Genomic DNA, 22267 nt, shown 5'->3' with positions numbered 1-22267 from the left:
TCAATGCATTTGGTCCCCCTTGAAGAATATTGCCGGCGGCTGCGCAGTGACCCGCAGCGGGGCTTATCCTCGGCGGAAGCACTGCTGAGATTGGGCCGTGAAGGGCCTAATCTCCTCGTACAGCGTAGGCAAGTACCGGAACTGCTCAAGTTCCTGCGCCAGTTGACCAATCTGTTTGCCATTCTCCTTTGGATCGGAGCCGGGCTATGCCTGCTGGCGGAGTTTCTGACCCCCGGCCAGGGAAACATGGCTATCGCCATCGTCCTGGTGGGAGTTGTGCTTTTGAACGGCAGCTTCAGCTACTGGCAGGGGCGGCGTGCTGAAGAGATCATGTCTAGCTTCCGTGACATGCTCCCACGACTTGCCAGGGTTGTGCGGGACGGCGTGGTGCATGAGATCCAAGCGTCGGTGCTGGTTCGGGGGGATCTAATTCTGTTGGCGGAGGGGGATCGGGTGCCAGCCGACGTCCGTCTCGTGTATGTTGCTGGGCTCAAGGTGGACAACTCGTCTCTAACCGGAGAGTCGGAACCGCAATTGCGGACCATCGTCCCTACGGAAAAAAGACTTTTGGAAACCCGCAATGTCGCATTTTCCGGAACACAGGTATTGGCAGGAGAAGGGCGCGGGATCATTTTCGCCACAGGCATGTCGACTCAGATAGGCCGCACAGCCGAGCTTACTGAGACCCTGAAGGGGCGCGAGATTCCGATCCGTCTGGAAATAACCCGCTTCACCAGAATCATTTCGCTGATAGCCGTAGTGATGGGAGGAGCGGTTTTTCTCGGGAGCCTTTTATTCCGCGATGCTCCGGTGCTTGCCAACCTCATCTTTGCTGTCGGTATCATCGTGGCCAACGTCCCAGAGGGGCTGCTCCCTACCGTCACCCTCTGTCTCTCCATCGCTGCCCGGCGCATGGGCGAAAACAAGGCGCTGGTAAGGAACCTGGATTCCGTCGAAACCCTCGGCTGCACCACCGTGGTCTGCACCGACAAGACAGGCACATTGACCACCAACAGGGTTTCTCTACAGCGTCTTTTCCTGAACGAGTGCAACCACATCGAGTCAGACGCCACCCTCGGAAAGGAGGAGCTGGAAAAATTTCTGATGGTGGCGATGCTCTGCAATAACGCCCGTGTCACGGAGAACGGGGCCTTTGTTGGTGACCCGACCGAAACTGCATTACTGGAATTTTCATCCCGGTTTCACCCGGTCGCCGCTTTTCAAGCGGCCTCGCCACGGCTGCTCGAGGAGCCCTTCACCTCGGCCACCAAGATGATGGTGACGGTAAATCTGGTTGGCGGGGAAGCCGTGGCCTGTCTCAAAGGGGCGCCGGACGTGGCCATAGGTTTGTGCGACAAGATTCTGCTCAACGGTGTTCCCGTGCCTTTTGGTGAGGACCATCGCAAGGCATACCTTGCAGCTTACGAGGAGATGTCAAAGCGCGGTGAGCGAGTCCTTTTGTTCGCCTGGCACCAGTTGCCGCAGCGCTCAGTATGGGAAACGGAGTCCATTCCGGCGCATGGCTATACCTTCATCGGTCTTGCTGGGCTCTTCGATCCGCCGCGTCCCGAGGTGCCTGACGCAGTAGCCGCTTTGAGGGCGGCAGGAGTGAAGGTCGTCATGGTGACCGGAGATTACCAGACCACGGCTGTCGCAATCGGCAGGATGGTAGGGATCGTCACGGCAGATGTGCCGGCTGTTATTACCGGGGAACAACTGAGAACTATAACAGAGGCTCATCTTGACTGGGAACTGGAACAGCCGGAGGTGATTTTCGCCCGGACCTCTCCGGAACAAAAACTCCGCATAGTGCAGGCGCTGCAACGCCGGGGTGAGGTGGTTGCCGTGACCGGTGACGGGGTGAACGACGCCCCGGCCCTCAAACAGGCAGATATCGGAGTCGCCATGGGGCTTTCCGGCACCGACGTGGCCCGCGAGGCCGCCGACATGGTACTGCTGGACGACAATTTTGCCACACTGCTGCCTGCAGTCCGGGAAGGGCGGACCATTTTCGACAATCTGAAAAAGTCGATAGGTTTTACGGTGACCCATGCGGTGCCGGAGGTGATGCCTTACTTAGCGTTCCTCATTTTCGCAGTCCCCTTGCCGTTGACCGTAACTCTGATCCTCTCCATCGACCTGGCAACAGATATGCTCCCCGCCATTGCCCTTGGTCGGGAGCGAGCTGAACGGGATATCATGCATCTCCCCCCGCGCTCGAGGAACGAGAGGCTCGTAGGTCCACAGCTCCTTGTTCGCTCGTACTTGGTCAGCGGGGTGATCGAGGCTGCCGCTGGTTTTTACGCCTACTTTACCGTTCTTCATGACGGTGGCTGGTCTTGGGGGATGCCCCTTCCCGCCGGAGACCAGTTACACGGCAGGTCAGTGGCGGCCTTCTTTGCCGCAGTCGTCCTATGCCAGGCGGTCAATGCCATGGCGGCCCGCACCCAACGTCAATCGCTTCTTCAGCAGGGTCTCTTCAGCAACAAGTGGCACCTCGTAGGGGTGGTTTCGGCGATTCTCATTGCCCTCACCATCATCGAACTCCCTCCCTTGCAATCAGCCTTCGGCACGGCCTACCTGAGCCCCCGGGATCTTCTCCTTGCCTGGCCATTTGCCGTGGGGCTTCTGCTTCAGGATGAACTGCGGCGCTGGCTGATCCGTCATAATGGGTACGGGAGAATTGCCCACACGGGGGCGTAAGCAAACCATCTTGAACCTATGCGGTCTGGTGGTCTTAATACTGTAAAGGGGAACGTTGGATGGTGCACTGGTTGACGTGTTAACCATCTTGATCGTTACGACAGCCCTCGGACTGGCGCTAACCGGAGTAATGCTCATGGAGGAGCTCCTGAAGGCAGACCAGCGGGTAGCACTGAAGTCCGAATGGAATGGCACCTACTGAAAGGTTCTCATCAAGGCCGCGAGCACTGGGTGCGTGCCGGTAAAATTGGCAACCCGCCGACCGTGGACCTTTCTCAGCGAAATCGCAGGGTCGATGTAAGCAGGTTGCGCCGAGACAATACTGGCGTGGTCGCACTTTTCCGTTCACAAAATACTATCCATCCCTTACCTCTTTTGCCTGTTTGGTGGTATTAACACCAGCCTTTCGACTGGAATCCACCAACCTAGAACTGCTTATCGTCAGAGGCCATGCCTTGGTACATTTCCGAGACATGAACCTCAGCAGTTACATCGGTCACTCTGCACCAAGCTCCACACACATAATCGCCATCGGGGTCATTCCCAGATCTGCCAGTCAGCACGCACACTCTTCCAGACCTAGTCACGTATTTTCTCGTCTCAGGGGCATAAGAAACAATTGCGGCGCTCACCTGCCCTTCAAAATCATACAGGTTGTAGCCAAGTTCGCCCGCACATGGTCCTTCAAGCACCACGGCGCTGTAGCGCTCAAGAAGGTCCGTTGGGGCGACCGACCTTTTCAGCGATCAATGACGGCTTTGCTTTCCCGCAAGGTGACCGTCTTTCGATGCGTGGCGTTGGGATGTTTCTCGTATGATCATCAAAAAACGCCAAGCGATATACGTGGTGGGCCGTTGCTTCGGCTTCCTGCTGAGGGCACTGGGCAGTTTCAGGCGCAACCAGAGGCTCCTGATATCCGGTTCCGCCGTCTATTACACGCTGCTATCGATTGTACCCAAGTCAGCCCTTGCTTCCAGCTTGCTGCCCCACTTTATCGAAGAGCACCAATAAATTCACCCACTGTCATCATCCCTGGAAATGTTGAGCTCAGGCTAAGCGGGCACTCTGACCGAGCAGGCGCGTGATTTCCTTGGGCACCGCAAGGTAATCGCCACCATCGGCTTAATCGTCATGCTCCTTTTTTAGTTCCCTAGCCTCTTCCATGCTCGAAAACGCCTTGCCGGTGATCTTTTATCAAAAGGTCAGGATAAAGCGTCGCAACGTTCTCTTTTCGACTGGATAGTTGGCGAGGCGCTCATGATCACTTCAATTTATCTGGTGATGCCAGTGGTGCGGGCCTGGTTTCGCCACGCACTCATAGGCTGGATAACTGCAACCGCATTATGAAAGATCACCAACCGGTTCCTGATCTGGTACTACGCGAGGGATCCATGCAAACGTCATCTAAGGGTCCATCGCCATCAAGGTGGTGGCTCTTTTAAGGATAGAGTTTGTCTTGTTGATGCTGCTGTTGGCAGCCCAGGTTATCGCGGAACTTGAACGCACGCCCGACGCCTCGGCAGAAGAGGAACCTTAGGGATTTGAGCCCTGTTCAGACGGGGTGAAGGACCTCCTCCACCCGGGCTCCATCCAGGGTCTCCTCTTCCTGAAGGGCCGCCGCCAAGGCATCCAGACCGGCTCGGTGCTCCGCCAGCAGCCGATCGGCAACCTTTTCACTTTGCCGGATCAGCGCGATGATCTCCTGGTCGATCCTCCAGGCCATCGCCTCCGAAAATCCCTTTTCCTCGGCCAGCTTGAGCCCCAGAAAGGGATGCTCCTCGCCGCGGGTAAATGCAACCGGCCCGATCTTTTCGCTCATCCCCCACTGGCAGACCATCTTCTCGGCTAGATCGGTAACCATTTTCAGGTCGCTCTTGGCGCCGGTGGAGACTTCTCCAAAGACCAGCCGCTCGGCGGCCCTCCCCCCCAAGGCTACACTGATGCGGTTTTCCAGATAGCTTCGGGGGTAATAGTAGCGATCATCATCGGGGAGTTGCTGGGTGATTCCCAGCGCCATCCCGTGGGGGATGATTGTTACTTTGTGGATCGGATCCGTACCGGGGAGCAGCTTGGCAATCAGGGTATGCCCTGCCTCATGGTAAGCGGTGATCCGCTTCTCGTTGTCAGAAATGACCATTTTGCGCTCGCCACCCATCAGGAGCTTGTCCTTGGACTGCTCCAGGTGGGTCATCGTGACTGCTGCGGCCCCCTCCCGCGAAGCAAGAATGGCCGCCTCGTTGACCAGGTTCTCCAGGTCGGCACCGGTCATCCCTGGAGTCCCCTTGGCGATAATTACTAAATCGATACTTTCGGCCAGCGCAATCTTGCGGGTATGAACCCTGAGTATTTTTTCTCGGTCCCGCCAATCTGGCCGTTCAATCACTACATGTCGATCGAAGCGGCCAGGGCGCAGCAACGCCGGATCGAGCACGTCGGGACGGTTGGTTGCAGCCAGCACGATCACCTCCTCGTGCGGGTCAAAACCGTCCATTTCGGAAAGAAGCTGATTCAGCGTCTGCTCCCGTTCGTCATGCCCGCCACCTAAACCGGTGCCGCGGCTGCGCCCAACGGCGTCAATCTCGTCGATGAAGATGATACTCGGCGCACCCTTCTTGGCACTGGTGAAAAGGTCCCGCACTCGGCTGGCGCCGACCCCTACAAACATCTCGATGAACTGGGATGCGGAGATGGTAAAGAAGTTGACACCCGCCTCTCCCGCCACCGCCCGCGCCAGCAGGGTCTTACCGGTGCCGGGAGGCCCCACCAGCAGTACCCCCTTCGGCACCTTCCCCCCTACGATTCGATACTTCTCCGGCTCTTTCAAGTAGTCGACGATTTCCTTCAACTCCCGTTTGCTGTTCTCCATGCCTGCCACATCGCCAAAGGTGACATTTACCTTCTCCCCGGTGCCGTACATCTTTGCCCCGGATTTGGCGAAGCCACCGAACATCCCCCCGGCCCCCATCTGGTTGCGGGCATTGCGGGAGATGTACCACCAGACGCCGATAATCAGCAACCAGGGGAGGATCGACAGAAGAAAGGACATTAGGGGCGATGCCTCGGTGGAAGCGGCAATTATCTCCACCTTGTGAGCGGCCAGCTCCGCGAGGAGCGCCGGATCGGCCGGTGCCGGCAGGGTGGTGGAGAAGGCACTTACTTCCCGCGTGACCTCTTTTCCCTGTACCGTGTTGGACACCGGAATCTTTTTCAGGAATTCACCGCTTACGGCGGTCCCCTTGAACCGGACCTTTTTCAGATTGTTGCCGGCAAGTTCGCTGCGAAAGCGGCTGTAACTTATCTCGACACTCTGCTCCGCATCGCGCAGCAGGTAGCTGTACCCAATATTGAACAGGATCGCCGCCAACATGATAAAAAGAATCGTACGCCAGGCTTGTTGGTTCATGACACTCTTAGACCTCTCCCTCTTTGCACCAGAAAACTACCAGTTGCGGGGTGGCGTGTGCGGGGTGGCGGGACTATGTTCATTAATTAATATCTGTCGTTCGGTGCTTACTATTTCCCATTCGAGCTTTGCCGTTTCATCCAGATGATCCTGTAAATTAAGGCTAAGGAATTCATTCCATTTTGACATTCTCCACTGGAGGAACATTGAAAACCGGAATGGTTTTTAAGATATAGTTATCTTTTTCATCAAGCACAAACTGTTACATACGGTCACGATGTTTTTTCCATGTTTCACAATCTTCTTTCGACTCGAAGGCCATATATCCACCATCAACTCTAATAGCTATTGTTGCCCATGGAGCATCATGCCTCACTATTTCAGGGACTCGACCATAACCACCCTCATGCTCATCAGTATCACGTCCATGGTTTTCCGAATAGTCGGTATCAGACCCCTCTCCTTCAACGAATTGCTGTCTCACGGCCCCCCCTTCTAATTATACTTAGATTACTGGCGGTATTTATAAGTGCTGCCGTCAACACTTATCACAGCTGAAATCTTAATATTGCAATGACTCTCAATTTCTTGAATTTGTTCAATAGCATAGTCACCAATTGCATCCTGTACATCTTCAATTTTGAAGAACATGCTTAATCCATCATCAAATTCTTCATTACTTACGCCATTGGACCATTCTAGGAACTTTGTACACTCGGGAGGGGGTAGCTTAGTTGCCAAGATGCTAGTAATGATTGATTTGCTACCGGCCATATCGTCCCCCGTTTTATTTATTGTCTCACCTGTACATCGCTAATTGTACCACTTTTTTCACTCATTCCCCCCTGAATCGCCACTGGTTTCCTAGCAGGCCGGTGAAAAAATTCGACCTTTATCGGCAACCGCCATCCGTGAAAAGCGCTTCGGCCGGGATCGTCTGGAGGCCGCCTGCGAGAGGGCTCTGCGGCACCTCCGTTACAGCCTGGTTTCCCCGACAGTTTCGTGCCGTGACCTTACTACTATCTGCAGTTGTCCCCGGCCCCTCTCAGAACCGTGCTTGCGCTATTTACGCACACGGCTCCTCACATGGTCATTCACAGGCTACCTCACTATGAGGTGTACGGGAATTACGTGGAAGGACTGGAAGAGGACGGGGAGAGAATCTTCGACTACCTGGGGCGCGACTTCGTGATACCCCAGAAAAGCAAATCCCCGATTCCGTTTGGGGACAGAACCGGGGACAGTTTCGAAAGGTTCGCTCTAACTACCTGAACCTAAGACGTCACAGAGCTCAGAGAGGAAGAGCTGGTAGTTTGCCCGCTCGGCGGCACCTGACGCCTCCCAGCGAAGGAGGAAGTCGGTGACGGCGGACGGGGTAGTAGCTTCGGGCATGATTCCCCCCAACGGTCATGGCATGGCAAAAAAGTCAGTCGGGGGTGCAGCTTAACCTATCGCGGCTCTGTTGTCGAGAGGGAGTGTCAGTGCCACTGTAGGTTTCACTGTTGCTTGACGGCAGACTGTGATCTTGCCCAGCAATAACGGACACGAACTTAAGCGGCTTGTCTGGCCTCAAACGCTGCTGGGCTGATGTTGCCGTTGGCGCTATGACGGCGGTTACGGTTGTAGTCGACCTCAATATATTCAAAAAGGACACTGCGCATCTCCTCCCGAGTGGCGATGCGCTCGCCGTGGATGACCTCAATCTTCATCGTGTGGAAGAAGCTTTCAGCACAGGCATTGTCATAGCAGTTGCCCTTGCCGCTCATGCTGCCGATCAGGTCATGCCGGATCAAAAGAGCCTGGTATTTTACAGAGCAGTACTGGCTGCCGCGGTCAGAGTGAACGATTACCTTCTTCGGCATATGTCGGCGCCACAGCGCCATTTGCAGCGCCTCACAGGCCAGTTCAGTGCCCATGCGATCTGACATCGCCCAGCCGATGACCATGCGCGAAAAGAGGTCGATGACCACGGCCAGGTAGAGCCAGCCCTCATCGGTCCAAAGATACGTGATGTCTCCAACCCATTTCTGGTTGGGGGCAACGGCCTCGAAATCCTGCTGGAGAAGATTGGGAGCCACCGGCAGGTTGTGGTTTGAGTTCGTGGTTGCTTTAAACTTTTTCGCAGCCTTGGCGCGGAGACCTTGGCGTTTCATGCTTTCGGCAACGGTTTTCCGATCGTAAGACTGCCCTTGATCCTTTAGGTCGAGTGTCGATCGGCTTCCAATTTTGACCCACCATCGGCATCATGAAACCCACCCCTCAATCTGTAAGGGCTCAATATTTAGTGATGGATGAGTCACCCTTGGACGCCGATACTGGGTCAAAATTCGAAGCCGATTCACAGTCAGCACACGGCAAAGCCGGGGGCTGACTGTGTGATCCGCTCAAAGCGGTCGTTTAAACCTGGGGCCGCCCCTGAAGGCGGCTAGATCGGTAATCGCAACTGGTTAACCTCCGCTCCTCTGCATCCTGGCATCGGATGCCCTCTTTCCCGTCCAGCCGACCTCTAACGAACTTGAAGGAACCAAGCCGGGTAACACCATCGCTGACGGACGGACCACTATCAACGTAAAGTGCAAGTTGGCTTGCCCCTGCCGGGGTGGCCAAGGTCGTGGTTCCAGACCATCCCCCAGCATCCACCGCAATATTAGCAGCCTCAACTCCTTCAGTAGCAGCAGATGTTGTCCCTCCTCCACCGCCACAGCCTGTTATCGCAGCCAAGGAAACACATAAAAAGAAAACAGCCTTACTGTCGCATCCTTGTACCCCTTCTTTAAATTGTCAAAACTTCACTCGACGTCACCACAAGAAGCAGCGGTTACCTGCTCCGTCAGTCCTTGGGCCTCCCACCAAGAGGTACGAAATCAATATCCTCCAGCCCTCTGTCCAAGGCAATGTAGCTCTTGGGTTTGCCTTTACCCTCGTGCTTCATGGTAGCAACCATCTTGACCGGTCCGTTCAGGGAGACAAACCATTTTTTCCGATCTTGATTGGCGAAGACGTAGGCCATGGCCTTGGGTGTATCTACTTCCTCAAAATGATCCTGCCATCCAAGCTGTTGAGTGTATATTGGCTGATTGATTACAAACCGTTGTGCTGCCCCCGTCTTCTTCGCCAAGGCTGCTAGGTACTGAAAAAGGTCTATGTCATCAAAGTACACCTCCTTGCTCCCGAAGAGACTTGCCAAACCGTCCACCGCAGCCACAATTCCCCTGCCGATTGAGCTTTCAATGGGGGTATCCTTTAGAAAGGTGACCGGTCCCTCTTCGGGCACAATTATCTTGCTCGGCTCAGGGAGTGCTACCGTCTTATACACAGGCGGCTGTGGCCTTTCATGCTGAATGATGAAGGACTTCACAAAGAATGCTGACATCGTCTGACTGCTGCGGGTCTCACCGAAGACGAGCGGGACGCTGAACTCGCCTTTGCAGGACAGTCCCTCCGTGATCTCCTTTCCGTCGAACGGCACTATTCCCATTCGCTCAACCATCTTCCCGGTGATAGGGTCCTGCACTTTACTGTGTTTATTTACTTGCAAGGGGGTCGGGCAGAGTGCTTGCAGTTCTTTCACAAACTCCGGCGTTATCTCTCCCTGCACGTTGGTGTGGTTTGGAATTACGAGGGTGCTGCGGTCGTCGGCGGCGTACACCTGCCTAACATTACTTGATGCGGCCAGGGTCTCTCTGAGACTCTTTTCCCCGGCTGCATCTGCGACTGCCGTTAACGTCACAGAGAAAGTTCCCAACAAAACCAGCGTCCTCAAAAGCATTGCACTACCTCCTATTTCGTTAGAATGGCATATCATGTCCAACTGTCAGCACCTTCATTTCTCAGCCCCCAGGAATCCGTCCATGATACGGTCCCTGGCAATCTCGCAGTGCAGGTACCATCCATCGCTGTCGTGCTCGACACGACAATGCACCAACAAGTCCCGGACCAAAGGGAATGGGACCAGAACCTCCAGGTCTCCTCCCGTTTCAGTGTGCGTCTCATGAATACGACGCAACAACTCGGTCCACCATCCCCTCTCCCATGGTCTGCCGAAGGATTGCACCAGTCGGTACAACTCCTCTTCCACCGCCACGGACATCCCAAGAATGTCGCGGCCACAATCCAGCTCATACAGCTCAGTCACAGCTCTTCGGGCCATTTACACCTCCTGCAGAGAATTTATCTGACCCGATTTCTGCTATTCATTCGACCACAGCCGCTACCCATGGCCTAATGCAGGTTGAAGAGCCAACATTATACCAAATATAGGTTGTATTTACCAGTATATTCTAATTTCTATCGGTGGCAGTGGTTGCCCCTCGGCTGTATTCTGCGCGCCGGGGAGTCACTTATGAACGTGCAATCGAGCAGGGAAATAGGGAAGAAGGTCAAGTTTTACCGGCTGAGGGCCGGACTTACCCAAGAGAGGCTTGCTGAGGTGGTTGGAGTCACTTTTCAGCAGATTCAGAAGTACGAAAACGGGTCAACAAAGCTAAATACCGACAAACTCCAGCAGATATGCGGTGCGCTCGACATTTCAGTAGCTGATCTATTTCCGGCAAGAGAGCGATCTCCGGACAGGTTAACCCATGACGAGGAAAGGCTTGTCGAAGCTTTCCGGAAAATCCCATCGGACCACCATAGACAATCTCTTGTTGCAGTAGCAGAAGCCATCGCGAACGGGTAGCCCCAGAATCAAGGTCCACGACTCAGGCTCTTACAGCGGCCACAAGCGATTTTCATTTTCACAACACCCTGGCCGTCACAACACCCTGGCCGTCACAACACCCTGGCCGTCACAACACCCTGGCCGTCACAACACCCTGGCCGTCACAACACCCTGGCCGTCACAACACCCTGGCCGTCACAACACCCTGGCCGTCACAACACCCTGGCCGTCACAACACCCTGGCCGTCACAACACCCTGGCCGTCACAACACCCTGGCCGTCACAGCACCCTGGCTTTTCACACCGGCCTGGCCCTCCCACCAGCATGGCCTTTCATAACGGCCTGCTTCTCTCGCCCACGCAGTCTTTCTCCTACACCACCTTGGTCGGCGGCGGGTTCAGATAGTCAGTCCTCACCCGCCGCCTGTTATAGCAATTTCTGGAACATCGAGGCATTTGCACCTTCAACATTGACAGGCACCGCTCGCATGATTCCGGCACTACAGCACAAAGACCCAGCTTTTACAAACAGTCACACACACTTCGCATAGCCAGACAGCTACTACTTACAGGTGCTTACGTCCTTCGCCCCGGAGCTTTTATTCACTCCGCGCCCAGACTTCGCTTACCCCTTGGCTGCCAACCGCAGGTGCCTTCCGCTATTAACGGAAGGTCGAATGGACGTTGCCCTCTCAGGAGGTTACTACGACGCCTCCGTGCCCTGCCGAGAAACCCGACAGGTTGCATCCCTGATTCATCAGTGCAGCTCTTGCAATTTCCGCAGACCGCTGCCGTGGGCTTTTACCCCACTTTGGCTTTAATCGAGCATGACTTAGGTGCCTTCTGTGCCCTGCGTAAGGCAGTGGTCGCAATGCTTACCACTCTTGCGGATTTCCCGGTACGGGGTGTCATGGCTCCCGGTACTTTCTACCCGACGCAAGGTTTTATGACGAAGGTTCGTTGCCTCACCATATCTGCCTGACGGTCGCGGGTCTCCCCGCTTTAACGCATCTGCTCTAACCCCAGCGGCTTATCCCAATCTGCCAGGATTGGATTATCCCGCTGGAGCCGACGCGTCCGTCAAAGGTATTCTGTCTCTACAGACATAGCCCCTCTCCTACCCGTGGTAGGTTGCCAAACTGACTATCCAGGCGCACCACTCCTTTTTACAAAATATCCTGTGGACTCAAAACACTTGACGCCGCACCCTAGGGTGCATTGCTTACATGTCCTGGTCCCCAAACCCATCGTGCGTCTTTCAATCGCAATGGGCTCTCCGCACCTCACCGCTCCACGAGCTTCCTGCAAGGAATGCTGGCGGCATTCCTTGACCCCTCTGGCAAGGGGTCATGACTCGCTTCTGCGGCGTACTGCCTGCGCTTGTCCGGCATGGGGGACAGGCGACAATATGTGAACGGCCACGACGGCCGGAATAAGGGAATTGTCGCCCCGACATCCATCTGCGTACAAGTCTTTGGCGAAGCCAGGCTTCAATTCGAGACCAGCGGCTCTAGGGCCAAATACGTCGCATGATGACACCAGGGTCAAAGGTAAACTGGGGGCGCTAGGGCCAAATACGTTGCAACTACGTTGGGAATCGTAACCAATATTTGCGGCGACTTCCACAAGGAAGTCGCCGACTAAACCCCACCCCAATATTGTTCAAGCAAGTACTCGAAAATCCATCAGAAAACCTTTTTCACAAGGCTGTCACCTTGACCGCCGCACGCGGCGGCGTGAATGCAGCTTGTAATGCCACTCTTACCACCCTGGCCAACAACTTTGCCAGCCCCTTCACAACCCCCTTGCCGACAACCATGAGCGGCATTATGCCACTGCAGCGAAAGGCTCCTGAGAGCGACAACACTGCCCCCAACACCGCCCGAGCGCTCCCACCGCCCCACGGTCAAAATAGTCACTATTTTTGAGGTGTGATTTTGCCGCCCACAGTACGTCCTTCGCCACCCGATGAACTGTAGAATTGGCGGCGGTTCAAGAGCGAAAACGGCTGTCAGAAATGGTGCCAGATTTACACCTAAAGGTATAAAATGCTGTTAATTCGGCAGGTTATGTTATTTTTTCGATTGCATCAGACTTGAACTTGTGCTAGAACGCAGACCGTAACACTTTCTCCGCCGGACGGGCGGCCTGGCGTCGGCTATTGGCCGAACTGCCTATGATTGCCACTTTATGAGCGCCCACCTATAGAAACCATAGGGGGGCACTGCGTCATTCGGGAAGCAGTATTTTTCCGAATGTAAGAGGCCGTCGTCTGTCCGGGATAATCTGCTGGAATTCCTTTCCATCCCCCCTACAAGACACCTCTTCGCAGTGTCCAATAGCAACAGCGCTCATAACGTGGCCCGAGATAGTCTGTATCTCGGGCTTTTCCATTTCCGAAGAGCCCGGTTATCCCAAAGGCACAAAGGAGGCATCTGCATGCGCATTATCAAGCCTGGGAGCCGCAAAAGGCCCCGCATCCAGTTTTACCTTACCGAGGAACTTGACGAGATGATGCAGAAAAACCGTGCAGTCGCCAAAAAACTCGGGCTCCGCTTGGATTTCCAAGAAGCATTCCGTGCATGGTTTCTGAAAGAAAACGAAGAAGCGCGTAGACAACTGGATGGAATCCGTGCCACGAGGGGAAATAATGGCGAAACTCATACCAGCTAAGAGCGTGCCCCTGACGGAAGCGTCGGCTTATTACCAGTATCGTCGCCTCGCCGCCAAGCTTGTACGAATTGGACATTACCAAGGGCGCGAATTGTATCATGCAATGCAACGTCCATCCGTGCGTCTCCTCGCTGAAGTTGCGGTACAGAAATACTTCCACCGTGATGACGGCATGAAGGTCCAGCGGGATATGAGGTTGCTGCTCCAGGCGCTTCTGGTAATGCTCCCGTTGCTTGCCCGCGTTCCCGGCTCAATGCACCCGGACCAGCATCGGGGACACGTCCTGTCATGGCTGCGCATCTACGTCGGAGGGAACGCCAGGCGGCGTTTCATCAGTTGCAAGGAGGTCCCCCGCACACACAACCCGGCTCTTCTGGAAAAGCGGCTGGAGGCTTTCGGCATCCACGACCGGACCTTTACTAAGGTCCTTGTTGCTTTGTTCCGTGCTTACTATTGGCGGGAGACCGCCTCGGGGCGGCTTGCCAGGACTTTATTCGACCCGATCATGATCGAGACTGAGAGGGACCGGCACTCCCTCCGCATCGGTAACTGCCTCTACAGTCTGCACAAGCATTCCAGTAACAAGGGCATTGACCTCAACCGGTCCCCCGTCACTATCTTCGACTACAACGTCCGGTACGATGCCTCTCCCTCAAAGATCAAGGTAACCATTACCCTGTCATCAGCCGCCCTTGCCTCCTTCAAAGCGGAAATTCGCAGAGTGATCCGGTTGGATGTGGCTGTCGATTACAAGATAAAGCTGATTCGCGCAGAGATAAAAAGCTTCGCCGTGCGTGCGAAATGGGCCAAGGACTCACGCGAAGAAATCATGAAGCTACGAAAGTGGCTGTGGCGCGCAATGCAGCCGCTAATGATGACGATGGCGGAAAACGAGGCAAAACAATTGGATATCAGGCATGTTCCTAACATCCTGGTCAACGAGTGGCTGAGAAAACGGAAGACAGGTCTTGTAAGAGCCAAGCACAACGTCTTCTATGACCTCCGCACAATCGAGCTACGTGTTTTTCTGAACTTTTTGTCCCCCTACAGGGAAGAGGTCTAGCTATGAGCTACGGATTCGTCGATGAGTTGCTGAACGGTGCCAAGGCGCACAGGAGAATCGACCACCGCGACACGACGTTGCATCGCAGGGACATCGGACCTGACGATTTTTTTGTCGTTGCCCGCTTCGCCCACGCCCTGGTGAAAGTGAAAATGGCGGTCCAAGGAGTTAAAGACAAAATTCCGCAGGTGCTCGACATGGGCGAAACGGAACTCACGCTGCCGGTCTGGGCTAAGAACGAGGAGGGATGGCACCAGGCGGGGTTTAAACAGGTCAAACGTGATGCGCTGTGCATCACCACGCCGATGATGCGCGCAATAGTCCGGTATCTCGGAATTCGCGAGGGTGCATTCGTACAGACTCTTTTCAGGCTTTCGATGCTCTCTAGCGGCCAGGGAAACGGTGACAAGCGCATATTCAGACACACCTGTACCGGCATGCTTTTTGACCCCGCCACCCGGCAGAAATTGGGATTCTCAGAGGTGACAAAAGAGGGCTTCATTGTGGACCGGAAACGGATTGACGAGTGGATAGCGAAAGTTCCCAAAAAGAAAGGATCAAACCGCGACTGATATGGGACAGGAACTGTTGACCATAGAGCAGTTCGCACAACGGATGCAGATATCCCGCTCCACCGCCTACATGTGGGTGGCCGAAGGACGTTTAGCTGCGGGAACCCACGTTGTGCGGATTGGAAGAGTCGTGCGAATTCTCTGGAATGAAGAGCTAATCGCGCACCTCCTTACCCTCTCTCTGTGCGCTTACGGCGAACAGAAGCGACCGACACTCTGTCGCAGGGGCAAGGGAGGACGAAATCGTATCGCCTTGGACAACAGCTTCATTGATGTCATGTAAAACCTCTTCGGTATCAGCAAGTTATGTGATATAATGCCGCCCCGGACGGAAACCACAGGGAAGGAGGTGGATAGAGGAAAGGAGCATTAAATGGCAGGTAGCAATTGTGCACTTGCAGTAGAGGTTTTTGAAAAGCCGAAGAAGTACGAGGGGCGTATCGCCCGAAAAAACGGGTCGAGGAAGTTGTACCTGGACTTCTTCTACCACAGTGTCCGCGTGGAGAAGAGCACGGGGCTCGATGACACGCCTGCCAATCGGAGGAAGGCTGAAAAGCTTCTTGAAATCCTCCTTGAGCAGAAAAAGATGGGGACGCTTGAGTTCGCCAAGGTGTTCCCCGGAGCCTCCGACGAGGAGAAGGAGTTTCACACCCGCCTGGAGGGGGGAGAGTACGCGCCCGATGCCCGAGGCGTAACGTTCGGCTCCTACGTGCAGCGCTGGTACGATGCGGTATGGCAGAATTTCCCCTCTCACACCAAGCGGGAGGACTACCGCAGCGTCATAGACTACTGGCTGGTGCCCTACTTCGGGACCAAGAGCTTTTTCCACATCACCGGCGTTGAGATGCAGAAGTTCCTCGCCTCCCTGAAGCACAGGGGAGGCGCGAAAGACGGACAGCCTCTCTCCCGAAACAGGATGCTCAACGTCCTGCAGGTCTTCAAAACCATCTGGCATGACGCGATGGAGGAGCACCGCTGGAATCTCCCTGACCCGTGCAGGTTGTTGAAGAGGCACCTCCCGAAGAAAAAGAAGAAAGTCGTGGAGGTGTTCCGCTTCGCCGAGTGGTCGGCGATCATAGAGGCGATGGAGCCTCACTACCGCCCGGTGGCGAAGCTGATGGTCCTCACCGGCATGATTGCCTCCGAAATCGCCGCCCTCAAAAAATCCCATATCCGGGAAGGCTACCTATACGTGGAGCAATCCATCGTGCGGGGTGAAGAGTCCGACGAGCTGAAGACGATGTACCGGGAGCGCCGGATTCCGCTAACGAAAGCAATAGCGGAGATTCTGGAAGATGCTGCATCCAAGGCCTCCGGGGAATACCTCTTCACGATGCAAAACGGGATGACCTTCACCGCCGAGAGGTTTCAGCGGCGGGTATGGGTCAAGGCGCTGAAGCAGGCGGGAGTCAAGTACCGCAAGCCCTACACCACCCGGCATACCTTCGCGGCGTGGGCTTTGGCGATCAGGACCGACCAGAACCGGCTGGTGAACCTGATGGGGCACGCGAGCAAGCAGATGATCTACGAGGTCTACGGGCGCTACGTTGAGGGGCTGGAACAGGACCGGCTGAGGATTCTTTCCTACTTCGGAAGGGACTTCAAAAAGGGCAGATAAGCGAAAGCCCCGGCTGCATGCGAAAGTTCATGCGAAAGCCGGGGCTCAAAGAGAAGAATCCGTAAGGATTCCTTATAGATAAATGGAGCGGGAAACGGGGTTCGAACCCGCGACTTCAACCTTGGCAAGGTTGCACTCTACCACTGAGTTATTCCCGCTCAGGAGAGATCCTGTTTATAGCAAACCGAGCGACCCCAGTCAACCCCTTTTTTTAATGACAGGAAAAAATCCGATACCCCCTCCTCCGCAAATGTCGTATCATATCGCGCGTCATCCGCTATACTCTCATCATGAGAAAGGACGACAAGATACGCGGCTTGATCGCCCGCGAGGCGGCGCGGCTCATGTACGAGGACGGCGTCCGCGAGTACCGCGACGCGAAACGCAAGGCCGCGAAACGGTTCGGGCCGGAAAAGGCACTGTCGCTCGGCTCCCACCTCCCCACCAACGCGGAGATCCACGACGAGCTCGCCCGTTTGATCGCTGCCAGGGAGGAAAAGGTGCTTCCGGAACGGCTTTTGCGCCTGAGGCTCACCGCCCTCTCCTACCTGGAGTTCTTCGCCCCCTTTTCGCCTTACCTGGTCGGCTCGGTCCTCTCCGGTGCGGTCACCGAGCGCAGCGACATCGACATCCATCTTTTCGCCGACTCGGTCGAGGAGGTGGAAAAGATGCTCGCGGAGCAGGGGATGGCCTTCCAGACCGAGACGGTCCCCATCAGAAAGGGGGGCATGATCAGGGACTACACCCACATCTACCTCGAGGAAGACGGCGTCGAGATCGAATGCTCCGTCTATCCGACCGAGGAGAGACGCAACCGCACCATAAGCAGCATCACGGGGAAAGCGATGGAGCGGGCCAATGCGGCACAACTTAAAAGACTCATCGCGGCCGGTATCGGGACGCAATGAAAAGGAGCTTTCATGGATAACAGGAAGGCGGAACTGATCGAGACCCTCCTCCCGAAGGACACCAACTCCTACGGCAACATCTTCGGCGGGGTCATCATGAGCATCATGGACAAGACCGCGGGGGTGGTCTGCTGGCGGTATGCGCGCAAACGCGTCGTGACTGCTTGCGCACAGCGCATCTCCTTCCACACCCCCATAAACGTTGGCGAGGTGATCTACTCGCGGGCCACCATCGTTCACGTCGGGAGGTCCTCGATGGAGGTCGAGGTGGAGGTCGAGGCGGAGAACGTCACCGACGGCGAAAGGCGTCTCGCGGCGAGCGGCATCTTCACCATGGTGGCGGTGGACGAGAACTGGCACCCCTCCCCCGTGCCTCAATGGCAGCCGGTCACCGAGGCGGAAATCGAGAAGTGGCGTGCGGCGGAGAAAAGGAGAAAGGAAGCGTGAGGCCTTCAAGTTTCCTGCTGCTAGGTTTTCTCTTCCTTTCCGGATGCGAGACGCTGAACGAGGCGATGGTGCGGCACATGATGAAGGAGCCGGGATTGAGCGGGGAGGTGCTGGACCAGATCCGGGACGGTCTGCAGAGGCGGGAGCGGGTTGCTCCGGAGAAGAGGGAGTCAGTGCCGGCTTCGCCGTTTCTGGATCAGGGGTAGGTAAAAGGCAAATCCCCCCTGCCCCCCCTTCGCCAAGGCTACGGGGGGCAGGCTCCCCCTTCGCAAAGGGGGGAACCTTGGGGCATCCTCTTATATTTCAAGGGAGCACGCCTTACTTCGCCGGAAGGCACCGAAGCAGCTAAATGAATGGGGCGGGAGTGCGGGGGATGGCGGACAAGTCGAGATGGGCTACGCCCCAGGCTAGGACTTCGGCGGGTTGGGCTTCCTGAAGGTCGGTCGGGGGGGCCTGCCCCAGGAAGCGCAGCGCGGAGTGAAGGAGTTTTCCGCCATCGCGGTCGAGATCGCGACCGGCAGCTAGGGAAACGGCGTTGTCGCGCTTGCTGAGCTTCGCGCCGTCGGGACCGGTTACCAGGGGAAGATGGTAGTAATCCGGGGTCGGGAAGCCGAAAATGCGCTGCAGATAGATCTGGCGCGGCGTGGAGGCGAGCAGATCGGAGCCGCGCACTACCTGATTCACCCCGGAGGCGGCATCGTCGACTACCACGGCCAGATGGTAGGCGTAGGGACCGTCGGCACGATGGATGACGAAATCACCGCAGGACGCGGTGAGATGCTGGCTGTAGCGCCCCATGATGCCGTCTTCGAAAGAGATCACCTCATCGTAGACCTTCACCCGCAGCGCCCTCTCCACCTTTTCAGGCGGCAGCCCTTCCCTGCACACCCCAGGATAGACCAGTTCCCCTTCATGCGGTGCGGAGGCGATTTCGGCGATCTCTTTTCTGGTGCAGCCGCAGGCGTAGGCGAGTCCCTTTTTCTGCAGCTCATTCGCTGCGGCGCGGTACTGCTCGGTGCGCCGGCTCTGATAGAGCACCTCGCCGTCCCACTGAAAGCCCAGCTTCTCCAAGGTCGCCATCATGTCGTCTGAGATACCAGGGACCACGCGCGGCAGATCCAGATCCTCCATGCGCAAAAGCCAGAGGCCTCCGGCGCGTTTAGCGATCAGGTAACTACCCAAGGCCGCCACCAGGGAACCGACGTGCAAGGGTCCGGTAGGGGAAGGGGCGAAACGGCCGACGATGCGTTTTGTCTCGGATGGTTGGGAAATCAAGGTCACGCTCGTGCCCCTTGCCGGAGGAAATGCTCCGGCAAGGGGCGTCATGTGTTAGAGGTAGGAGCAGCAGTAGTCGGTGACGGCGGTTACCTTGAGCTCGAAGCTTGCGTTCTCGGGGACCTCGAATGCCTCGCCGCCCTTGATGGCGACCCAGTCAGGGGAGCCCGGGAGCAGCACGGTGAGCTCGCCGGCCATGATCTCCATCACCTCGGCGGAGCCGGTGTTGAAGCTGTACTCGCCCGGCATCATGATGCCCAGGGTCTTGCGGGACCCGTCGGGGAAGAAAACGGTACGGCTGGTGACCGCCCCGTTGAAATAGACGTTGGCCTCTTTGACGACGGTTACGTTGTTGAATTCGGACACGAAAACCTCCAGTTTAGTTATGTGTTGATTACATTTGGTGACGGCGGTCCATCGGGACCAGCCGGAGCTATTTCTCCCAGTCGCCGTTTTCCCAGCGCTCAAGAGCTGCCTGAGCCCTGAAACCGATCAACCCGGGCAGCGCGGCGATGGCGGTAAGGGTCACCACGCAGCGCCCTGGTGCCTCGCGCATGGCATAGACGGCCACCATCCCCGCGACGGCCGGTTCGGGATGGCCGAGTCGAAGCAGGAGCTCGTCCACTCCTCCCTCGCGCTTCAGTGCCGCATAGTAGCGGTTCAGGTCCGCGACTTCGGCGGCAGCCGCCTCGTCGTCCATGGCCTCCATGGCCTCGGCATGCCGCAGCGCCCCCCGCACGAACCACTCGACCAGCTTTTTCACCTTCTCTTGCTGCTGCAAACTTCCCCCTCGCGCCGCGGCGCTCTGCCGCTTCAGCGGCAAATCGGCAGTGGGTGAAGTTAGCAGTTTTTCCCAACCGCATCAAGGAGAAAGACCTCCTCCCATGACGCGAAAAAGGCGGGGTTTCCCCCGCCTTTTTTGCTGCCCGTATGAGCAGATCTGCCTAGATGTCGAAGTACAGAGCGAACTCGAGCGGTACCGGACGCATACGGACCGGGTTGACTTCGGCTTCGGTTTTGTACTCGATCCACTTCTCGATGACGTCCGGGGTGAAAACGTCGCCCCTGAACAGGAACTCGTGGTCTTCTTTGAGGGCGTTGAGCGCCTCCTCCAGGCTGCCCGGAGCGGACGGGATGGTGGAGAGCTCTTCCGGGGAAAGACCGTAGATGTCCTTGTCCAGCGGCTGGCCCGGATCGATCTTGTTCTCTACGCCGTCGAGGCCCGCCATCAGCATGGCGGCGAAGGCGAGGTAGCCGTTGCAGGACGGGTCCGGAGTACGGTACTCGATCCTCTTCGCTTTCGGGTTGGAGGAGAACATCGGGATGCGCAGCGAAGCGGAACGGTTACGGCTGGAGTAAGCCATGTTCACCGGAGCTTCGAAGCCCGGCACCAGACGCTTGTAGGAGTTGGTGGTCGGGTTGGTGAAGGCGCAGAGGGCACGGGCGTGCTTGATGATGCCGCCGATGTAGTACAGAGCCATCTGGGAAAGCCCGCCGTATTTGTCGCCGGCGAAGAGGTTGGTGCCGTCTTTCCACAGCGACATGTGGCAGTGCATACCGGAACCGTTGTCGCCGTAAAGCGGCTTCGGCATGAAGGTAACGGTCTTGCCGTTGCGGTTCGCGACGTTCTTGATGACGTACTTGAACCACTGGAGCTGGTCGGCCATGTCGACCAGCGAGGAGAAGCGCATGTCGATCTCGGCCTGGCCGCCGGTGGCGACCTCGTGGTGCTGGCACTCGACGCGGATGCCGACTTTCTGGAGCTCCATCACCATCTCGTTACGGAGGTCGTTCTGGGAGTCGGTCGGAGCTACCGGGAAGTAGCCTTCCTTGTGGCGCGGCTTGTAGCCGAGGTTCGGGAACTCTTCACGACCGGTGTTCCATGCGCCTTCGACGGAGTCGACGGCGTAGAAGGAGGAGTTGGAGGTGGAGTCGTAACGGACGTCGTCGAAGATGAAGAATTCGGCTTCCGGTCCGAAGTAAGCGGTGTCGGCGAGGCCGGTGGACTTCAGGTAGCTCTCTGCCTTCTTCGCGATGTTGCGCGGGTCGCGGGTGTAGCTCTCTTTGGTGATCGGATCGAAGATGTCACAGATCAGGGAGAGGGTCGGCACAGCGGTGAACGGGTCCATTTTTGCGGTGGTCGGATCCGGGAGGATGATCATATCGGAAGCGTGAATCGGCTGCCAGCCACGGATGGAAGAACCGTCGAAGCCCTGACCTTCCTCGAAGGTGTCCTCGCCGAACTCGCTCATCGGCACGGTGAAGTGCTGCCAGATGCCGACGAAGTCCATGAATTTGAAATCGACCATCAGCACGCCGTTTTCTTTGGCAAACTCCACTACTTGTTTTGGTGTCATCTACTGTCTCCTTTCAAATTAAGTAAAGAATCAGCCGATTAGAGAGCGTCCTCGCCCCTCTCACCGGTCCTGATCCGGACTACTTCTTCTACGGGGGTGACAAAGATCTTGCCGTCGCCGATACGACCTGTTTTCGCTGCCTGCTCGATGGCGTCTACGACCTTGCTTACCACTTCGTCAGACACGATGATTTCCATCTTGATCTTGGGGATGAAATCAACCACGTACTCGGCGCCGCGGTAAAGCTCGGTGTGCCCTTTCTGACGACCGAAACCCTTGACCTCACCGATGGTGATACCCTGGATGCCGATCTCATTGAGTGCTTCTTTCACTTCATCAAGCTTAAAAGGTTTTATGATTGCTTCGACTTTTTTCAAGGCAGTTATCCTCCGCTTGTTGTTCAGTGCGCCGCGAATTATAGATACCTTGCCATTGAATTGCAAGGTTTAATAAACCGCCGGCTGATGCTTGGTGACCATGCTGCAAGACTTCGGCCAATGGCCAAGGGGGCTAGTATCCCCTACTGATTTAGATAACTTAGCCGGGGCAGTTCGTTTCCGACATTTGAGAGAGCAGGGGCCGTTGCCC

20 protein-coding genes, 1 tRNA gene and 3 pseudogenes are annotated in these 22267 nt (G+C 56.3%); 10 read left to right on the top strand and 14 right to left on the bottom strand.

Going from position 1 to position 22267, the window contains the following annotated elements:
* Positions 1-3 precede the first annotated feature (3 nt).
* On the top strand, positions 4-2703 hold the full coding sequence (locus D6Z24_RS12510; RefSeq protein ID WP_129126923.1) for a cation-translocating P-type ATPase: 2700 nt from the start codon (positions 4-6) through the stop codon (positions 2701-2703).
* A 1552-nt stretch (positions 2704-4255) separates the two neighbouring features.
* Here D6Z24_RS12510 and ftsH read toward each other — a convergent pair.
* The 7 genes and pseudogenes from ftsH to D6Z24_RS12475 all read right to left on the bottom strand — a co-directional run bounded on the left by ftsH (position 4256) and on the right by D6Z24_RS12475 (position 10256).
* Positions 4256-6106: an ATP-dependent zinc metalloprotease FtsH gene (ftsH, locus tag D6Z24_RS12505; RefSeq protein WP_129126922.1), complete on the bottom strand. Its 1851-nt coding sequence runs from the start codon at positions 6104-6106 to the stop codon at positions 4256-4258.
* Positions 6107-6368: 262 nt separating this feature from the next.
* Positions 6369-6590, bottom strand: coding sequence for a hypothetical protein (locus D6Z24_RS12500; RefSeq protein WP_129126921.1), 222 nt, complete (start codon positions 6588-6590; stop codon positions 6369-6371).
* A gap of 26 nt (positions 6591-6616) precedes the next feature.
* Complete coding sequence (locus tag D6Z24_RS12495) at positions 6617-6880, bottom strand: hypothetical protein (protein WP_129126920.1); 264 nt, start codon at positions 6878-6880, stop codon at positions 6617-6619.
* A 486-nt stretch (positions 6881-7366) separates the two neighbouring features.
* A complete protein-coding gene (locus tag D6Z24_RS21950) occupies positions 7367-7498 on the bottom strand; it encodes a hypothetical protein (protein WP_281275030.1) in 132 nt (43 codons plus the stop codon).
* A 158-nt stretch (positions 7499-7656) separates the two neighbouring features.
* Positions 7657-8310: pseudogene (locus D6Z24_RS12485) on the bottom strand (IS3 family transposase); the annotation flags it as partial.
* A gap of 626 nt (positions 8311-8936) precedes the next feature.
* Positions 8937-9875: a hypothetical protein gene (locus tag D6Z24_RS12480; RefSeq protein ID WP_129126919.1), complete on the bottom strand. Its 939-nt coding sequence runs from the start codon at positions 9873-9875 to the stop codon at positions 8937-8939.
* A 54-nt stretch (positions 9876-9929) separates the two neighbouring features.
* Positions 9930-10256, bottom strand: coding sequence for a hypothetical protein (locus D6Z24_RS12475; RefSeq protein ID WP_129126918.1), 327 nt, complete (start codon positions 10254-10256; stop codon positions 9930-9932).
* Positions 10257-10448: 192 nt separating this feature from the next.
* Between D6Z24_RS12475 and D6Z24_RS12470 the strand changes: the two genes are divergently transcribed.
* From D6Z24_RS12470 to D6Z24_RS22090, 5 genes and pseudogenes are all read left to right on the top strand, one after another.
* Entirely contained in the window at positions 10449-10784 is a 336-nt protein-coding gene (locus D6Z24_RS12470) for a helix-turn-helix domain-containing protein (RefSeq protein WP_129126917.1), read from the top strand.
* Positions 10785-13205: 2421 nt separating this feature from the next.
* Positions 13206-13439, top strand: a complete 234-nt coding sequence (locus D6Z24_RS12465) for a hypothetical protein (RefSeq protein WP_129126916.1) — start codon at positions 13206-13208, stop codon at positions 13437-13439.
* On the top strand, positions 13417-14502 hold the full coding sequence (locus tag D6Z24_RS12460; RefSeq protein ID WP_129126915.1) for a hypothetical protein: 1086 nt from the start codon (positions 13417-13419) through the stop codon (positions 14500-14502). The genes D6Z24_RS12465 and D6Z24_RS12460 overlap by 23 nt, the downstream gene beginning before the upstream one ends.
* Before the next feature lie 2 nt (positions 14503-14504).
* Complete coding sequence (locus tag D6Z24_RS12455) at positions 14505-15074, top strand: hypothetical protein (RefSeq protein ID WP_129126914.1); 570 nt, start codon at positions 14505-14507, stop codon at positions 15072-15074.
* Position 15075: 1 nt separating this feature from the next.
* Positions 15076-15201 (top strand): annotated as a pseudogene (locus D6Z24_RS22090) (helix-turn-helix domain-containing protein); the annotation flags it as partial.
* On the opposite strand, the pseudogene D6Z24_RS22085 reads toward D6Z24_RS22090, so the two are convergent.
* Positions 15180-15248 (bottom strand): annotated as a pseudogene (locus D6Z24_RS22085) (hypothetical protein); the annotation flags it as partial. The pseudogenes D6Z24_RS22090 and D6Z24_RS22085 overlap by 22 nt on opposite strands.
* 199 nt (positions 15249-15447) lie before the next feature.
* Here D6Z24_RS22085 and D6Z24_RS12445 point away from each other — a divergent pair.
* The gene (locus tag D6Z24_RS12445; protein ID WP_129126912.1) at positions 15448-16692 is read left to right on the top strand and encodes a site-specific integrase; all 1245 of its coding nucleotides are present in this window, start codon (positions 15448-15450) and stop codon (positions 16690-16692) included.
* A gap of 83 nt (positions 16693-16775) precedes the next feature.
* On the opposite strand, the gene D6Z24_RS12440 is transcribed toward D6Z24_RS12445, so the two are convergent.
* A tRNA-Gly gene (locus tag D6Z24_RS12440) sits at positions 16776-16850 on the bottom strand.
* A 132-nt stretch (positions 16851-16982) separates the two neighbouring features.
* Between D6Z24_RS12440 and D6Z24_RS12435 the strand changes: the two genes are divergently transcribed.
* Genes D6Z24_RS12435 through D6Z24_RS12425 form a run of 3 tightly spaced genes read left to right on the top strand, consistent with a single transcriptional unit; the run spans position 16983 to position 18253 of the window.
* Positions 16983-17600: a hypothetical protein gene (locus tag D6Z24_RS12435; RefSeq protein ID WP_129126911.1), complete on the top strand. Its 618-nt coding sequence runs from the start codon at positions 16983-16985 to the stop codon at positions 17598-17600.
* Between the two features lie 12 nt (positions 17601-17612).
* Complete coding sequence (locus D6Z24_RS12430) at positions 17613-18047, top strand: acyl-CoA thioesterase (protein WP_129126910.1); 435 nt, start codon at positions 17613-17615, stop codon at positions 18045-18047.
* The gene (locus tag D6Z24_RS12425) at positions 18044-18253 is read left to right on the top strand and encodes a hypothetical protein (RefSeq protein ID WP_129126909.1); all 210 of its coding nucleotides are present in this window, start codon (positions 18044-18046) and stop codon (positions 18251-18253) included. Before D6Z24_RS12430 ends, D6Z24_RS12425 begins: the two co-directional genes overlap by 4 nt.
* A gap of 139 nt (positions 18254-18392) precedes the next feature.
* On the opposite strand, the gene gluQRS is transcribed toward D6Z24_RS12425, so the two are convergent.
* The 5 genes from gluQRS to D6Z24_RS12400 form a co-directional block, all read right to left on the bottom strand.
* A complete protein-coding gene (gene gluQRS / locus D6Z24_RS12420) occupies positions 18393-19322 on the bottom strand; it encodes a tRNA glutamyl-Q(34) synthetase GluQRS (protein ID WP_246014665.1) in 930 nt (309 codons plus the stop codon).
* Between the two features lie 54 nt (positions 19323-19376).
* Entirely contained in the window at positions 19377-19688 is a 312-nt protein-coding gene (gene ppnP, locus D6Z24_RS12415) for a pyrimidine/purine nucleoside phosphorylase (RefSeq protein WP_129126907.1), read from the bottom strand.
* Positions 19689-19755: 67 nt separating this feature from the next.
* On the bottom strand, positions 19756-20103 hold the full coding sequence (locus D6Z24_RS12410) for a hypothetical protein (protein WP_129126906.1): 348 nt from the start codon (positions 20101-20103) through the stop codon (positions 19756-19758).
* A 163-nt stretch (positions 20104-20266) separates the two neighbouring features.
* Entirely contained in the window at positions 20267-21679 is a 1413-nt protein-coding gene (gene glnA, locus D6Z24_RS12405) for a type I glutamate--ammonia ligase (protein ID WP_129126905.1), read from the bottom strand.
* A gap of 38 nt (positions 21680-21717) precedes the next feature.
* Positions 21718-22056 carry a P-II family nitrogen regulator gene (locus tag D6Z24_RS12400; RefSeq protein WP_129126904.1) on the bottom strand — a complete coding sequence of 113 codons (339 nt, stop codon included), beginning with the start codon at positions 22054-22056 and terminating at the stop codon, positions 21718-21720.
* Positions 22057-22267: the final 211 nt, after the last annotated feature.

This window comes from Geomonas oryzae, assembly GCF_004117875.1.
GTDB classification, from domain to species: Bacteria; Desulfobacterota; Desulfuromonadia; order Geobacterales; family Geobacteraceae; genus Geomonas; species Geomonas oryzae.
The sequence above is the reverse complement of the archived record's forward strand: the minus strand, read 5'-3'. Positions and strand labels throughout refer to the sequence as shown.

Coding starts and splice junctions, on each gene's coding strand:
- D6Z24_RS12510 (WP_129126923.1), top strand. CDS start 4: ATGCATTTGGTCCCCCTTGAAGAATATTGCCGGCGGCTGCGCAGTGAC.
- ftsH (WP_129126922.1), bottom strand. CDS start 6,106: ATGAACCAACAAGCCTGGCGTACGATTCTTTTTATCATGTTGGCGGCG.
- D6Z24_RS12495 (WP_129126920.1), bottom strand. CDS start 6,880: ATGGCCGGTAGCAAATCAATCATTACTAGCATCTTGGCAACTAAGCTA.
- D6Z24_RS21950 (WP_281275030.1), bottom strand. CDS start 7,498: ATGCCCGAAGCTACTACCCCGTCCGCCGTCACCGACTTCCTCCTTCGC.
- D6Z24_RS12480 (WP_129126919.1), bottom strand. CDS start 9,875: ATGCTTTTGAGGACGCTGGTTTTGTTGGGAACTTTCTCTGTGACGTTA.
- D6Z24_RS12475 (WP_129126918.1), bottom strand. CDS start 10,256: ATGGCCCGAAGAGCTGTGACTGAGCTGTATGAGCTGGATTGTGGCCGC.
- D6Z24_RS12470 (WP_129126917.1), top strand. CDS start 10,449: ATGAACGTGCAATCGAGCAGGGAAATAGGGAAGAAGGTCAAGTTTTAC.
- D6Z24_RS12465 (WP_129126916.1), top strand. CDS start 13,206: ATGCGCATTATCAAGCCTGGGAGCCGCAAAAGGCCCCGCATCCAGTTT.
- D6Z24_RS12460 (WP_129126915.1), top strand. CDS start 13,417: ATGGCGAAACTCATACCAGCTAAGAGCGTGCCCCTGACGGAAGCGTCG.
- D6Z24_RS12455 (WP_129126914.1), top strand. CDS start 14,505: ATGAGCTACGGATTCGTCGATGAGTTGCTGAACGGTGCCAAGGCGCAC.
- D6Z24_RS12445 (WP_129126912.1), top strand. CDS start 15,448: ATGGCAGGTAGCAATTGTGCACTTGCAGTAGAGGTTTTTGAAAAGCCG.
- D6Z24_RS12435 (WP_129126911.1), top strand. CDS start 16,983: ATGAGAAAGGACGACAAGATACGCGGCTTGATCGCCCGCGAGGCGGCG.
- D6Z24_RS12430 (WP_129126910.1), top strand. CDS start 17,613: ATGGATAACAGGAAGGCGGAACTGATCGAGACCCTCCTCCCGAAGGAC.
- glnA (WP_129126905.1), bottom strand. CDS start 21,679: ATGACACCAAAACAAGTAGTGGAGTTTGCCAAAGAAAACGGCGTGCTG.